General features: G+C 55.3%; 17 protein-coding genes. 5 read left to right on the top strand and 12 right to left on the bottom strand.

Annotated elements, in window-relative coordinates:
- Positions 1-20: 20 nt before the first annotated feature.
- The 5 genes from thiL to nrdR all read right to left on the bottom strand — a co-directional run bounded on the left by thiL (position 21) and on the right by nrdR (position 3,625).
- Positions 21-992: a thiamine-phosphate kinase gene (thiL, locus tag EDF81_RS20980; protein ID WP_123350103.1), complete on the bottom strand. Its 972-nt coding sequence runs from the start codon at positions 990-992 to the stop codon at positions 21-23.
- A 75-nt stretch (positions 993-1,067) separates the two neighbouring features.
- Entirely contained in the window at positions 1,068-1,487 is a 420-nt protein-coding gene (gene nusB / locus EDF81_RS20985) for a transcription antitermination factor NusB (RefSeq protein WP_123350104.1), read from the bottom strand.
- Positions 1,488-1,508: 21 nt separating this feature from the next.
- Complete coding sequence (gene ribE, locus EDF81_RS20990) at positions 1,509-1,979, bottom strand: 6,7-dimethyl-8-ribityllumazine synthase (RefSeq protein WP_123350105.1); 471 nt, start codon at positions 1,977-1,979, stop codon at positions 1,509-1,511.
- A gap of 88 nt (positions 1,980-2,067) precedes the next feature.
- Positions 2,068-3,171, bottom strand: coding sequence for a bifunctional diaminohydroxyphosphoribosylaminopyrimidine deaminase/5-amino-6-(5-phosphoribosylamino)uracil reductase RibD (ribD, locus tag EDF81_RS20995; RefSeq protein WP_123350106.1), 1,104 nt, complete (start codon positions 3,169-3,171; stop codon positions 2,068-2,070).
- A 4-nt stretch (positions 3,172-3,175) separates the two neighbouring features.
- Entirely contained in the window at positions 3,176-3,625 is a 450-nt protein-coding gene (gene nrdR, locus EDF81_RS21000; RefSeq protein ID WP_123350107.1) for a transcriptional regulator NrdR, read from the bottom strand.
- Between the two features lie 302 nt (positions 3,626-3,927).
- On the opposite strand from nrdR, the gene EDF81_RS21010 reads away from it, so the two are divergent.
- Positions 3,928-4,467, top strand: a complete 540-nt coding sequence (locus tag EDF81_RS21010) for a DUF3251 domain-containing protein (protein WP_123350230.1) — start codon at positions 3,928-3,930, stop codon at positions 4,465-4,467.
- A gap of 256 nt (positions 4,468-4,723) precedes the next feature.
- Positions 4,724-5,581 carry a nucleoside-specific channel-forming protein Tsx gene (locus EDF81_RS21015; RefSeq protein ID WP_123350108.1) on the top strand — a complete coding sequence of 286 codons (858 nt, stop codon included), beginning with the start codon at positions 4,724-4,726 and terminating at the stop codon, positions 5,579-5,581.
- A 44-nt stretch (positions 5,582-5,625) separates the two neighbouring features.
- Here the strand turns inward: EDF81_RS21015 and EDF81_RS21020 are convergent, their stop codons facing one another.
- Both EDF81_RS21020 and EDF81_RS21025 read right to left on the bottom strand, forming a co-directional pair.
- Positions 5,626-6,318, bottom strand: coding sequence for a YafY family protein (locus tag EDF81_RS21020; protein ID WP_123350109.1), 693 nt, complete (start codon positions 6,316-6,318; stop codon positions 5,626-5,628).
- A gap of 21 nt (positions 6,319-6,339) precedes the next feature.
- A complete protein-coding gene (locus tag EDF81_RS21025; RefSeq protein ID WP_123350110.1) occupies positions 6,340-6,705 on the bottom strand; it encodes a VOC family protein in 366 nt (121 codons plus the stop codon).
- Positions 6,706-7,179: 474 nt separating this feature from the next.
- Here EDF81_RS21025 and EDF81_RS21030 point away from each other — a divergent pair, with 474 nt between their 5' ends.
- Positions 7,180-7,893 (top strand): EAL domain-containing protein, encoded by a 714-nt coding sequence (locus EDF81_RS21030; protein WP_123350111.1) that lies wholly within the window; start codon positions 7,180-7,182, stop codon positions 7,891-7,893.
- Between the two features lie 69 nt (positions 7,894-7,962).
- Here EDF81_RS21030 and secF read toward each other — a convergent pair whose 3' ends face one another.
- From secF to queA, 5 genes are read right to left on the bottom strand one after another with little or no spacing between them, the layout of a single operon-like run.
- A complete protein-coding gene (secF, locus tag EDF81_RS21035; RefSeq protein WP_123350112.1) occupies positions 7,963-8,934 on the bottom strand; it encodes a protein translocase subunit SecF in 972 nt (323 codons plus the stop codon).
- A 10-nt stretch (positions 8,935-8,944) separates the two neighbouring features.
- Complete coding sequence (gene secD, locus EDF81_RS21040) at positions 8,945-10,792, bottom strand: protein translocase subunit SecD (protein ID WP_123350113.1); 1,848 nt, start codon at positions 10,790-10,792, stop codon at positions 8,945-8,947.
- Positions 10,793-10,819: 27 nt separating this feature from the next.
- Positions 10,820-11,152, bottom strand: coding sequence for a preprotein translocase subunit YajC (yajC, locus tag EDF81_RS21045; protein WP_123350114.1), 333 nt, complete (start codon positions 11,150-11,152; stop codon positions 10,820-10,822).
- A 21-nt stretch (positions 11,153-11,173) separates the two neighbouring features.
- Positions 11,174-12,301 (bottom strand): tRNA guanosine(34) transglycosylase Tgt, encoded by a 1,128-nt coding sequence (tgt, locus tag EDF81_RS21050; protein WP_123350115.1) that lies wholly within the window; start codon positions 12,299-12,301, stop codon positions 11,174-11,176.
- A 53-nt stretch (positions 12,302-12,354) separates the two neighbouring features.
- On the bottom strand, positions 12,355-13,425 hold the full coding sequence (gene queA / locus EDF81_RS21055; RefSeq protein ID WP_123350116.1) for a tRNA preQ1(34) S-adenosylmethionine ribosyltransferase-isomerase QueA: 1,071 nt from the start codon (positions 13,423-13,425) through the stop codon (positions 12,355-12,357).
- Between the two features lie 92 nt (positions 13,426-13,517).
- Here queA and acpH point away from each other — a divergent pair, with 92 nt between their 5' ends.
- Both acpH and EDF81_RS21065 read left to right on the top strand, forming a co-directional pair.
- Positions 13,518-14,099, top strand: coding sequence for an ACP phosphodiesterase (gene acpH, locus EDF81_RS21060; RefSeq protein ID WP_123350117.1), 582 nt, complete (start codon positions 13,518-13,520; stop codon positions 14,097-14,099).
- A gap of 136 nt (positions 14,100-14,235) precedes the next feature.
- On the top strand, positions 14,236-14,838 hold the full coding sequence (locus EDF81_RS21065) for a peroxiredoxin C (protein WP_123350118.1): 603 nt from the start codon (positions 14,236-14,238) through the stop codon (positions 14,836-14,838).
- Positions 14,839-14,881 lie beyond the last annotated feature (43 nt).

Raw genomic sequence — 14,881 nt, forward strand, 5'->3', positions numbered from 1 at the left:
CAGAGCCAACCGCCTTATGGTTACGCGAAGTGATCGTACCCCTTCACCTCAAACTCAACCGGCTTGCCCGACCGCATCAGCTGCAGGCCGTCAATCTCGCCGCTGATTTGACCGACGCAGGTACAGGGCACGCCCAGTTGGCTCATGGCCATATCCAGCGCGCCGCGATTGAGTTCCGGTACGGTAAAGCACAGCTCGTAATCTTCACCACCGGCAATGGCCCAGCGCAGGGCCTGGTCGATATCCACGTGGCGACGCAGCGCATCCGACAGCGGCATCGCGTCGAGATCGATACGGGCGCCGCACTGACTGGCCTTGAGAATATGCCCCAGGTCGGAGATCAGACCGTCGGAGAGGTCAATCGCCGCGCTGGCCCGGTCGCGCATCGCCTGGCCCTGCAGAATGCGCGGCGTCGGGCGCAGATGGCGACGAACCAGATAAGCGGCATCATCGCTGTCGGCGACGGACAGACGCTTCTGCAAAATAGCCAGCCCGGCGGCGCTGTCACCCGGCGTACCGGTCACATAAATCCAGTCGCCCGGTTTCGCCCCGGAACGCTTAATGGCGCGTCCGAGCGGCACATAGCCGTGAATACCCAGCGTCATCGACAGCGGACCACGGGTGGTGTCGCCGCCAATCAGCTGCATATCGTAGTAATTGAGTTGTTCAAACAGGCTGTCGCTAAATGCCGCCAGCCAGGCTTCATCGACTGAGGGTAAGGTCAGCGCCAGCGTCAGCCATGCCGGATCCGCGCCCATTGCCGCAAGGTCGCTGATATTGACCGCCAGCGCTTTATACGCCAGATCGGCCGGATCGATATCCTCGAGAAAATGGTTACCGCAGACCAGCGTGTCGGTGCTGATCGCCAGAGTCTGTTTTTCAGGAATATTCAGGAGTGCGCAGTCGTCACCGATACCGGTTTCAACATCAAGACGGGAGCTTCTTACGCGATCAAAATAACGGGCAATCAGGGAGAACTCGCCGCATGCCATACGTTATGCCTCAGCTAAGAAAAAGAAAAGCCGGAACGGGGCCGCCAGTGGCAGCCTCCGACTCCGGCTTGCGGGTCATTTTTTGTGGGGACGGATAGACGGTGCAGCTTTATCCAGCACGCCGTTAACGAACTTGTGGCTGTCTTCGGCACCGAAGGTTTTCGCCAGCTCGATAGCCTCGTTGATGGCCACTTTGTACGGCACATCGTCACGCTTTGACAGCTCAAACAGCGCGATGCGCAGCACCGCTTTCTCTACCTGGCCCAGCTCTTCGAGCAGGCGGGACAGGTACGGCTTCATCAGGCCGTCGAGATATGCGCTGTTGGTCGCCACCCCGGAGAGCAGTTCACGGAAATACAGAACGTCCACATCTTTAACGTCCTGTTCCGCCAGGAACTGGTATTCAACATCAGTGATGTCGTTCTGGGACAACTGCCAGGAGTAAAGCGCCTGGACGGCACACTCACGGGCACGACGACGAGCAGCAGGTTTCACGGAATTCCCCTTACAAAAAAATCAGCCTTTGATGGCCTTCAATACATTAATCATTTCCAGCGCGGTCAGTGCAGCTTCTGCACCTTTGTTACCGGCTTTAGTACCAGCGCGTTCGATGGCCTGTTCAATACTTTCAGTGGTCAGCACGCCGAAGGCGACAGGAATTCCAGATTCCTGCGCAACGTGCGCCAGACCGTTGCTTGCACCGCCCGCAACATATTCAAAGTGGGCGGTACCGCCGCGGATCACCGTACCCAGCGCAATCACCGCGTCATATTTGCCGGTTTTCGCCAGCGCATCCGCTGCCAACGGCAGTTCGTAAGCGCCTGGAACCCAGACAACGGTAATGTTTTCATCTTTTACCTGGCCGATGCGTTTCAGGGCGTCTACCGCACCGTCAAGCAGGCTGTCGTTGATGAAGTTGTTGAAACGCGCAATGGTGATGGCGACGCGAGCGTCCGGGGTAGCAACGGTAGCTTCAATAATGTTCATACTCTTCCTTTCGAGTTCTTCAGAACCCCGCAGGGGGGCGGATTTTATCATAATATTTCGCGTACTGCTTCCTATATTAGGAAGCGTATTACGCGTTGATTAAATGCAGGCAAATATCGGGGCCTGTCTGGCGTATCTCTTTGAATTTAAAGCGCGGAGCCTCTGCGAGGGTTTCAAGCCCCGGCAGCACGCACAGCCCGCGAGCGTCGCTGCCCAGCAGCACCGGCGCCATATAAATCACCAGCTCGTCGACCAGGCCTGACTGCAGCAGCGCACCGGCCATCTGCGCGCCGGCTTCAACCCAGACGCTGTTAATCTGCCGCTTGCCCAGCTGCATCATCAGTACCACCAGGTCCGCATGGCCGTTATGTTCCGGTACCAGCAGCTGCTGGGTATTTTCCGGCCAGTCGCGATCGTCATGACGGGTACGGGCAAACCAGGTTTCGCCGGGCTGCTGCACCAGACGATGCTGCGGCGTGACCCGATTCTGGCTGTCGACAACAATTCTGACCGGCTGACGCAGCGCATCCTGAGGATACAGCTCGCGGGTCTCTTCATTCAGCTCGTCCCAGCGCACGGTCAGCTGCGGATCGTCCGCCAGGACGGTGGCGCTACTGGTCAGAATAGCGTGACTTTGCGCCCTGAGGCGCTGGACATCACGTCGCGCCTGCGGGGAGGTGATCCACTGGCTTTCGCCGCTGGCCATCGCCGTACGGCCGTCCAGGGAAGCCCCCATTTTCAGCTGTACGTAGGGGAAACCGGTCCGCATGCGCTTGAGAAAGCCTTTATTCAGCGCTTCGGCGTCGTTCATCATCACCCCGTGGCTGACGTCGATACCCGCCTGCTGTAAGCGATACAGGCCGCGCCCCGCCACCTGCGGGTTCGGGTCCTGCATTGCCGCAACCACGCGGGAAACACCGGCGGCGATCAGCGCATCGCAGCACGGCGGCGTACGCCCGTGATGACTGCAGGGCTCAAGAGTCACGTAGGCGGTCGCGCCGCGCGCCTTTTCACCGGCCATGCGCAGAGCATGGACTTCGGCATGGGGTTCACCGGCGCGATAGTGGAAGCCTTCTCCCACGATCTCACCGTCTTTGACAATCACGCAGCCGACGTTAGGGTTCGGATGAGTGGTAAAGCGTCCGCGCTGCGCCAGTTTCAGGGCGCGCGCCATATACTGCTCGTCGTGCATGACGTTAATCCTGTAGGCGGGCGATCTCTTCGCCGAACTCGCGAATATCTTCGAAGCTGCGGTAAACCGAGGCAAAACGCACGTAGGCGACTTTATCCAGTTTTTTCAGTTGATCCATCACCAGACTGCCAATCAGTTTGCTCGGCACTTCACGCTCGCCGGTACCGCGCAGTTGGGACTTAATGTGGTTCAGAGACATTTCGACGTCGTCTGAGCTGACCGGGCGCTTTTCCAGCGCCTTCAGCATACCGCGACGCAGCTTATCTTCATTAAAGGGTTCGCGCACATCATCGCTTTTTACTACCCGCGGCATCACCAGCTCCGCCACCTCAAAGGTCGTGAAACGTTCGTTACACACCAGACACTGCCGACGGCGGCGCACGGAGGAACCCTCGCCCACCAGACGGGAGTCGATCACTTTGGTATCTACGGCGAAACAGAAGGGGCAATGCATAGCGCGTCCTGACGAATAATTTCACAGAAGGATAGTTTACCGCGAAGTGGCGGGACAACAAAGGAAGAGCGCTTTTTGTGATAAAAGGAAGAGATTTATACCCAAAATAATTCGAGTTGCAGGAAGGCGGCAACGCAGCGAATCCCCGGGAGCTTACATCAGTAAGTGACTGGGGTGAGCGAGGAAGCCAACGCACATGCAACTTGAAGTATGACGGGTATATTTTGAGATAAAGAGTGATGGCAAGTGCAGCGCGGCAGGCTACCATTGGGGAAACGGTCAAGGGTAAGGAAAACAACATGATGACAAGCGGTTATATTAAAACGCTGGTGCTGGGCAGCCTGCTAACCCTGAGCGCCTGTGCCCAGCAGGGCGGCGTTAGCCAGATGAATCAGAGCGTTAATACGCTGAACAAAGAGATGGATCAGCTTAACCAGCAGACGGTGAAGATCACCCAGCAAAACGCCCTGAACAAAAAATCCGGCAGCGGGGTCTATCTGCTGCCTGGCGCTCGTACGCCAGCCCGGCTTAACAGCCAGATCGGGATGCTGCGTATGTCTCTTCTGAATATCGCGCCCAATGCGGACGGTACGCGTCTGACCCTGCGCATCCAGGGTGAATCCAACACGCCACTGCCTGCCTTTAGCGGCACGGTGGAGTGGGGTCAGATTCAGGGCACGACCCAGAACTATCAGGAAGTGAACGTCCGCAATCAGCTGATCAACGCCCCGGCAAGCCAACTGGCCCCGAGCGATGTGGATATCCCCCTCCAGCTGGATGGCGTCACGCCTGACCAGCTTGGATTCGTGCGCATTCACGATATCCAGCCTCCGGTACAGTAATCCCCTCCGGGCAGGTTATCCCTGCCCGTTTTCTGTTCGTTAATTCCCCGATTTTTCGGTGGCTATTGGCACCTTTGACAAAAGCCAGTACAATCCCGGCCGTTTAAAGCGCGCAAACGTGAACGCAATCGATTACGTAGAACGCAATAATGTGAAACACTACGTATTTTTGTGAGCACGGATTTATATAATAGGCCGCACAAAACGCTATAACTACGACGCTCAGGCGTGTCTTTCTTCAAACAGTGGCATTACTATGAAAAAAACAATTCTTGCAGCTGGCGCTGCGCTGGCACTCTCCATGACTTTCACCGCTAACGCGGCGGAAGAAACGTCAAAACCGGAATACGTTTCCGACTGGTGGCACCAGAGCGTCAACGTGGTGGGAAGCTATCACACCCGCTTCGGACCAACGCTGCGTAACGATACCTACCTGGAATATGAAGCGTTCGCGAAAAAAGACTGGTTTGATTTCTACGGCTACGTTGATGCCCCGCGTTCCGTCGGCGGTGACAGCAAGTCCCGTGGTATCTGGAACCACGGTTCCCCACTGTTTATGGAGATCGAACCGCGCTTCTCCATCGATAAGCTGACCAATACCGACCTGAGCTTCGGTCCGTTCAAAGAGTGGTACTTCGCGAACAACTATATCTACGATATGGGTCGTAACGCAGATAACCGTCAGAGCACCTGGTATATGGGTCTGGGCACCGATATCGATACCGGCCTGCCGATGAGCCTCTCCCTGAACATCTATGCTAAATACCAGTGGCAGAACTACAACGCCAATAACGAGAATGAGTGGGATGGCTACCGCTTTAAGATCAAATACTTTGTTCCGCTGACTCCGCTCTGGGGCGGCCAGCTGAACTATATCGGCTTCACCAACTTCGACTGGGGCTCCGATCTGGGTGACGAGCAGTACCGCACCAGCAACTCCATCGCTTCCAGCCACGTACTGGCGCTGAACTACGATCACTGGCACTACTCCGTGGTTGCGCGTTACTTCCATAACGGCGGCCAGTGGAAAGATGGCGACCAGCCTTTCTTCCAGACTGAACGTGTTAAATCCAACGGCTTCGGCTGGTACCTGGTGGCCGGTTACAACTTCTAATCCGCCAGCAGTTAACACTACGGGTCGCCACGGCGGCCCGTTTTTTATTGTCTGACCATCGGCTTAATTTTGCGGAAAAAGTCATTTAACGAGCAGTCAGCCCGTTCGCTAAACCGGCGTGCGACAGGCGTTATCGCCAGGCAGCGGTCGAGACGAAAGCAGCGATAATCCTTCCGCAGCTCGCACCAGGCCACCAGCAGCCAGTGTTCTCCCCAGAAAAAAAGCCCCAGCGGCTGCACGTCCCGCCGTGAAAGCTGCCCGCTCTCATCGCGGTAATGCAGCGCCAGTACCTGTTGCCCCGAAACCGCCTGGTGCATCAGATCAAAGTCGCTTTTCGAGTGCTGCTGCGCGCCAAAGGCAGGCGCATAGACGCGGGTCTGTTCCGCTTTGCGACGGCTTTCCGCCGGGAGTATCGCCAGCACTTTCTCCTGTGCGGATTCCAGCGACTTAGAGAGAGACTCGCCTCCCCAGGTTTTTAGCAGGCGGATCGCCACCATCAGCGCTTCCGATTCCTGGGTTGTCAGCATTAGCGGCGGCAGATCGAAACCCGCCATCAGGCGGTAACCGCTGCCCGCCTCCCCTTCCACCGGCACACCGGAGAGCGACAGGTCGCGGATATCGCGGTAAATGGTGCGTTCCGACACGCTCAACCGCTCTGCCAGCAGCGCGGCCGTGGTCAGGCGTCTGCCGCGCAGGATCTGCACAATCTGAAAAAGCCGGTCGGCGCGTCGGGACATTATGACTCCATGAGTATCGAATTATGCCGGTTGATGCAGGCCAATTCGGTTGCCTTCACTGTCGGTAAAGAGCGCAATCGTACCAATATCGTTGGGTAAAATCTGCGGGCCAAAGGCACATTCACCGCCGTTCTCCGTCACTCGCTTGAGCGTGGCGGCGATATCATCCGTATGCAGATAAAGTAGAGCGCCCTCTGCGGACGGCTTCATTTGCGAACATTTAACCAGCGCTCCGCCCGGCTGAGCCGGATCGTGCGGGAAGATGGCCATAGCAAACTCGGACAGGGTTTCCCGGCGCAGCGATACCGCCATGACCGCCTCATAAAACCCAACGGCGCGTTCCAGATCCTCGACGATAATTTCAAACCAGTTGATTACGTTTTTCATCATAGCTCCTGTGCTATCAATTAAGTTCAGGAACACTCTAAAACCCCCCTCCTGACAGCATACTGTCAGGAGTCCTCTTCTTATTGCACAAATAAACATCGCGCCCGGCGCGACGATCTTTTTGACTGGCGAAAATAAAGACAAAAAAGATCCTTGAGATCGTGATCTTTTAAATTACTTGCGATATTCTTGATGCAGATCAAATTTAGATGAAAATCTGCATTGGAAGGGCGCAAAAGAATTAAAAATCTGTTATTTATCAAAAGAAAAGAATATACATCGACTTATAGCAAACTATCTCGTTTTCTGGCCACAGTACAATAGATTCAAGCGATCATTCGGATCAAACTAATAGATTAAAACTATTACTTAAAGTAATATTGATCGATGAAAACAATTTTTAAATGATCGTCAATAATCATAAGATCGGTCCCCCCTGTCATCTTCCAACGATGAGTAAACTAAGAGTCGATAATGAATACTGTCATTATATCAGGCGAAGAGTTTTCGGTTTCTACAGCCTTCAAGCCTGTTTATTCACTGAGCTCGCAAAAGATATATAAATATGAGTCGCTGGGCAGATTAGAAAATATTGCTGGTGACGGTGTGGCCGCAACGGACATTGCAGAAAGCGCCGCCAACAGAGCAGTAATACGTCAGGTTACGGAAATTATATTTAATTTAACCTGCAGTTTGCTGATCCGTAAGAACGAGCTGCGCGCCTCTTTCCATTTTCCAAAATCGCTGCTTGGCGATGAAGCGTTTTTGGCAAAAATGCACGCCCGCTGCGAGATCCTCGGTATCGCGCCGGAGCAGATTGAGATTGAGCTTAGCGAGGAGATCGCTGCCGCGCAGCTGATTGAGAACCTTAACTTCCTGCTGCTGGCCAGGCGCTACGGGTTTAAAATCGCGCTGGACGCTATCAGCATCGGCGAACGCCCTGCGGAAGTCCTTTCGTCCTTCGGTTTCGATAGCATTAAGATCGATAAAACGCGAATTTGCGAAGAGGAAAAATGCCATTCGCTTATTGAAAGCTGTCGTCACTCTGGCGCCGAGATAATATATGAAGGGCGTAATAAAGAATTCAATATAGCGAAACTGAAAGAATATAACAGCATCGGTTTCCAGGGCTATGTATATTCCCGCCCATTGTCGATGAGCCAGGTGCGTTTGCTCGAAGGCGTTTGATTTATTATTCCCCGGCCATAAAAAAACCGCAGCCCGAAAGCTGCGGTTTTTTATTACCCCGAAACGGGATTACGGCAGAATTGACGGTTGATCCGCCCCTTCTTTCTCGACTTTCTGCTGGATCAGATGCTCGCGCTTCATACCCAGTTTCAGTGCCAGTGCGGATGCCACGTAGATAGAGGACGCGGTACCGATGGAGACACCGATCAGCATGGTCAGGGAGAAGCCCTGCAGCATTGCACCACCGAACAGATACAGCATCAGGATAACCACTAAGGTGGTCCCGGATGTGATCAAGGTTCGGTGCAGCGTCTGGGTCAGCGACACGTTAAATATCTCGTAAGGCGTACCGCGACGGATCTTGCGGAAGTTCTCACGAATACGGTCCGATACCACGATGCTGTCGTTCAGCGAGTAGCCGATAACCGACATCAGCGACGCCACGATGGTCAGGTCAATCTCGATACTAAAGAGAGAGAGCACGCCCATGGTGATGATCACGTCGTGCGCAAGGGCGATAACCACCCCCGCCGCCAGACGCCATTCAAAGCGAATACCGACGTAGATAAGAATCGAGATCAGCGCCACGATCAGCGCCATTGCCCCGGTCTGCGCCAGATCGGCACCCACGCTTGGCCCAACAAATTCGATACGTTTGACCGCCGCATTCTGGTTGGTCGCTTCGTTGATCACGCTAACGACTTTGCTGCCCAGCACCTGACCGCCGGTTTCACCCTCAGCAGGCGGCATGCGCACCATGATGTCGCGGCTGCTGCCAAAGTTCTGCAGCAGCGGATCGGCGAAGCCGGCTTTCTCCAGCGCAGCACGCATCACTTCCACATCCGCTGGTTTTTCCAGGGAAATTTCAATGACCGTACCGCCGGTGAAATCGAGACCCCAGTTAAAACCGCGCACGCCGATAATAATAATCGACACGATCAGCAGAAAACCGGAAATGCCGAAGGCCCAGTAGTCCCAGCGCATAAAGTCCCAGACTTTACGGCCGTGGTTCAATTGTTCAACAGTATATTCCTGTGCCACAACGCACTCCTCAGATAGACAGCTTTTTGATGCGTTTGCCGCCGTACAGCAGGTTCACGATGGCACGGGTACCGACAATTGCGGTAAACATGGACGTCGCCACACCAATACCGGTAGTGATCGCAAAGCCTTTAATTGCACCGGTACCGACCGCATACAGAATGATGACTTTAATCAGCGTGGTGATGTTCGCATCAAAGATGGAACTGAACGCGCCTTTGTACCCTTCATCAATCGCCTGCTGTACGGAACGACCGTTGCTCAGCTCTTCTTTAATACGTTCGTTAATCAGTACGTTGGCGTCGACCGCCACCGCAAGGGTTAACACGATCCCCGCGATACCCGGCATGGTCAACGTCGCACCAGGCAGCAGCGACATAATGCCGACAATCAGCACCAGGTTCGCCAGCAGCGCAGTGGTCGCAATCAGACCAAACTTCTTATAGAAGATCAGCATAAACAGGATCGACACCGCCAGACCGGCCAGACAGGCTTCCAGACCCTGCTGGATATTCTGCATACCCAGGGTCGGACCGATGGTGCGTTCTTCAACAATCTGAATCGGCGCAATCAGCGCACCGGCGCGCAGCAGCAGAGAGAGCTGGCGTGCTTCGTTCGGGTTGTTGATACCAGTGATGCGGAAACTGCTGCCGAGACGGGACTGGATATTGGCGACGTTAATCACCTCTTCCTGTTTCACCAGAATCGAACGGCCGTTGGCATCTTTCCTGCCGCTGTCTTTGTACTCCACAAACAGGGTCGCCATCGGCTTGCCGATGCTGTCCTTGGTGAAGTTAGACATGATGTTACCACCCGCGCTATCGAGCGAGATGTTAACCTGCGGCTGGTTGTATTCATCCTGGCTGGAAGTGGAGTCGGTGATATGGTCACCGGTCAGGATCACGCGCTTGTACAGCACAACCGGCTGTCCATCACGCATCTGCTTCACTTCCGAGTCGCCCGGTACGCGACCAGAGGCGGCGGCAGACGGATCGACGTTTGCATTGACCAGACGGAATTCGAGGGTCGCGGTCGCGCCAAGGATCTCTTTAGCACGTGCGGTATCCTGAATACCCGGCAGCTCAACCACGATGCGGTCGGCGCCCTGACGCTGTACCAGCGGTTCGGCAACGCCGAGCTGGTTAACGCGGTTACGCAGGATATTAATGTTCTGCTGAACGGCATACTCACGGGCTTCGCTCAGACGCGCGTCGGTCATCACCGCGACCAGGCCATTACTGCCCTGATTTCGGATAACCATATCGCGGTGGCGAGCGGTGAGGAAAGTATTCGCTTTATCGCGGGCAGCGCCGTCGCGGAAAGTGATAGCCACGCCGTAGTTATCGGCTTTACGCACGTTGGTGTAAGGAATGCTCTGCTCACGCAGGCCGCTACGCAGGTTGTCGATGCTTTGCTCTTGCAGCTTGCCCAGCGCCGTTTCCATATCCACTTCCATCAGGAAGTGCACGCCGCCACGCAGGTCAAGGCCTAGTTTCATCGGCTCGGCGTAAATCGTCGACAGCCAGCGCGGAGTTGCCGGAGCAAGGTTAAGCGCCACCACATATTGCTCACCCATTTCGCTCATCAGCGCTTCACGGGCGCGCAGCTGGGTATCGGTGGAGTCGAAGCGCGCAAGAATTGCACCCTCTTCCAGCGCCACAGACTTCGCGGTAATTTTTTCTTCTTGTAACGTTTTCTGGACCTGGATCAGCGTTTGCTCACTGGCGGCGACACCGCGCGCACCAGTGATCTGAACAGCCGGATCCTCACCATACAGGTTGGGAAGTGCGTAAAGCAGGCCGACGACAATCACGACGACCAGCATAATGTACTTCCACAAAGGATAACGGTTTAACACGGCAGTTCCCTTTGGGAAAACAAAAGATTACAGCGCCTTCATCGTGCCTTTCGGCAGAACGGCAGCTACGAAGTCACGTTTGATAACCACTTCATTGGTGTCGTTCAGTGCGATCACAACGTAGCCGCTTTCTGCTACTTTGGTTACGCGACCCACCAGGCCACCGTTGGTCAGCACTTCGTCACCTTTGGCGATGGAGTCCATCAGCTTTTTGTGCTCTTTGGTGCGTTTCTGCTGTGGGCGCAGGATCATGAAGTAGAAAATCAGACCGAATACCGCCAGCATCAGGATCAGAGACATCGGGCTGCCCTGCGCCGAAGCACCAGTTGCCGCTACCGCATCAGAAATAAAAAAGCTCATTCAAATTCCCTCATTATTAAATTAATCAACGTTCAAAGGTGGAACCGGTCGACCCTGGCGTTGGTAAAAATCAGTCACGAAGCCCTCTAATTTACCTTCTTCGATAGCCTTCCGTAAACCAGCCATTAAGCGCTGATAGTAGCGAAGGTTATGAATCGTGTTGAGACGCGCGCCCAATATTTCATTACAACGGTCAAGATGATGCAAATAGGCCCGTGAATAGTGGCGACAGGTGTAGCAATCGCACTCGGCATCCAGGGATTCGGTATCGCTTTTGTACTTCGCGTTACGGATTTTTACTACGCCGTCGGTCACAAACAGATGACCGTTGCGGGCGTTGCGCGTCGGCATCACGCAGTCGAACATATCAATGCCGCGACGCACGCCTTCAACCAGATCTTCCGGCTTACCCACGCCCATCAGGTATCGTGGTTTGTCGGCCGGGATCTGCGGGCAGACGTGCTCCAGAATACGGTGCATATCTTCCTTCGGCTCACCGACAGCCAAACCGCCGACAGCGTAGCCATCAAAGCCTATCTCTACCAGACCTTTGACCGAGATATCACGTAAATCTTCGTAAACACTGCCCTGAATGATGCCAAAGAGCGCGTTTTTGTTGCCGAGGCCGTCAAAACGGTCGCGGCTGCGCTGCGCCCAGCGCAGGGACATTTCCATCGAGCGTTTAGCGTAATCCCAGTCCGCCGGATACGGCGTACATTCGTCGAAGATCATCACGATGTCGGAACCGAGATCGTATTGAATCTCCATCGATTTTTCCGGATCGAGGAAAATCGGATCGCCGTTGATCGGGTTGCGGAAGTGCACGCCCTTTTCGGTGATCTTGCGGATATCACCGAGGCTAAAGACCTGGAAGCCGCCGGAATCGGTCAGGATCGGACCTTTCCACTGCATGAAATCGTGCAGATCGCCGTGCAGCTTCATGATCTCCTGACCCGGGCGCAGCCACAGGTGGAAGGTGTTACCGAGAATGATTTGCGCGCCGGTGGCCTCAACCTCTTCCGGGGTCATCCCTTTGACGGTGCCGTAGGTGCCAACGGGCATAAACGCAGGCGTTTCAACCACGCCGCGATCAAACACCAGGCGACCGCGGCGAGCGCGGCCGTCGGTGGTATCGAGTTCAAATTTCATGCTTTCTCCGACGCCAGAAAAACAGTCTGACGAATAAAACCTGCGCCCGGGACTTATTCCCCGACGCGTTCAGTAATGGCTGACGGATTGTACGTGATAAACATCGCGTCGCCGTAGCTAAAGAAACGATATTTTTCGTCTACCGCCGATTTATAGGCATTCATGGTGTGCTGATAGCCGGCAAAGGCCGACACCAGCATAATCAGCGTCGATTCCGGCAGGTGGAAGTTGGTCACCAGGGCATCGATCACCTGGTACTGATAGCCGGGGAAGATAAAGATCTGGGTATCGCCAAAGAACGGCGCAATCAGCCCCTCTTTGGTCGCCTGAGCGGCGCTCTCCAGGGAACGCACCGAGGTGGTCCCGACGGCAATCACCCGGTTACCGCGCGCTTTGGCGGCCAGCACGGCGTCGACGACCTCCTGCGGCACTTCCGCATACTCGGAGTGCATAATATGGTCTTCGATGCTGTCGACGCGCACCGGCTGGAAGGTACCGGCCCCGACGTGCAGGGTCACAAAGGCCAGCTCAACGCCTTTTTCGCGCAGGCGAGCCAGCAGGGGCTCATCAAAGTGCAGCCCGGCGGTCGGGGCGGCAACCGCGCCGGGTTTCTGGCTATAAACGGTCTGATACAGCTCGCGGTCCGACTCTTCGTCAGGACGGTCGATATAGGGCGGCAGCGGCATATGGCCGATGGCGTTCAGAATATCCAGCACCGGACGTTCGTCGTTAAACTCGACTTCGAAGAGGGCATCGTGACGGGCCACCATGGTGGCATTGATGCTTTCGTCATCGCCCAGCAGCAGCTCGGCACCCGGCTTTGGCGCTTTCGAGGCGCGGATATGCGCCAGAATGCGCTTATCATCGAGCATCCGCTCAACCAGCACTTCAATCTTGCCGCCGCTGGCTTTACGGCCAAACAGACGTGCCGGGATCACCCGGGTATTATTAAAGACCAGCAGATCGCCGGGGTTGAGCTTATCGAGCAAATCGGTGAAAGTACCATGCGTCAGCGCACCTGTTGGCCCATCCAGCGACAGTAAGCGGCAGCCGCTACGTTCCGGCTGTGGATAGTGGGCAATCAGGGATTCAGGTAACTCAAACGAAAAATCTGCAACGCGCATGACACTAACTCAGGACAAAATAAGAGGCGGGTAGTCTAGTGCTGACGCCCCTTCGCTGCAACCGTTAGCCGCCTCCGGACAGGTAATAACCGATGAATTTTCTTGCTCACCTGCACCTGGCGCACCTCGCCAACAGCTCCCTTTCCGGCAACCTGCTGGCCGATTTTGTGCGCGGTAACCCGGAAGCCGACTATCCGGCGGACGTGGTTGCGGGGATTTTTATGCACCGGCGCATCGACGTACTGACCGATAACCTCCCGGAGGTGACGGAGGCCAAAACCTGGTTCCGTCCGCAAACCCGCCGCGTTGCGCCCATTGCGCTGGACGTGATGTGGGACCACTTCCTTTCCCGCCACTGGGCACAGCTATCGCCCGATCTGCCGCTGGAAGATTTCGTCCGCTATGCTCACCAGCAGGTCAGCACGATCCTGCCTGACTCGCCGCCGCGCTTTGTTAACCTCAATGAATATCTGTGGTCGGAGCGCTGGCTGGTGCGCTACGGCGAGATGGACTTTATTCAGCGCGTGCTGAACGGGATGGCCAGCCGCCGCCCGCGTCTGGAAGCGCTGCGCGATAGCTGGCAGGATCTGGACACCCACTATGATGCCCTGAGCGAGCGTTTCTGGCAGCTCTATCCACGCATGATGGCGCAGGCAAAAAATCAGCAGCTGTAGAACGGTTATACCTATGAATCCTGATAGGCCCAGCCTATATTATCGATTGTCAGGGTCGCGTTGTATTCACCAATCCGGCTCCCTATACTGACCCGCGTTGCGTTCTAAATATCCCTACTGTTAACAGGAGAACACCATGGTTCTGGTCACTCGTCCGGCTCCGGACTTCACAGCTGCTGCCGTTCTGGGCAACGGTGAAATCGTTGAAAACTTCAACTTCAAACAGCACACCAGCGGTAAAGCCACCGTTCTGTTCTTCTGGCCGATGGACTTCACCTTCGTTTGCCCGTCTGAGCTGATTGCCTTCGACAAGCGTTACGAAGAGTTCCAGAAGCGCGGCGTGGAAGTGGTTGGCGTCTCCTTTGACTCCGAGTTCGTACACAACGCATGGCGTAACACCCCGGTCGACAAAGGCGGTATCGGCCAGGTTAAATATGCAATGGTTGCTGATATCAAACGTGAAGTTCAGCAGGCATACGGCATCGAGCATCCGGACGCAGGCGTTGCGCTGCGCGGCTCTTTCCTGATCGACGCTAACGGCATCGTTCGTCACCAGGTTGTTAACGACCTGCCGCTGGGCCGTAACATCGACGAGATGCTGCGTATGGTTGACGCGCTGCAGTTCCACGAAGAGCACGGCGAAGTGTGCCCGGCTCAGTGGGAAAAAGGCAAAGAAGGTATGAACGCGTCTCCGGACGGCGTTGCGAAATACCTGAGCGAAAACGTCTCCAGCCTGTAATTATCCGGCTGTATAAAAAAGGCTCGCGATGCGAGCCTTTTCT

The organism is Enterobacter sp. BIGb0383, assembly GCF_003751845.1.
Lineage (GTDB): Bacteria > Pseudomonadota > Gammaproteobacteria > Enterobacterales > Enterobacteriaceae > BIGb0383.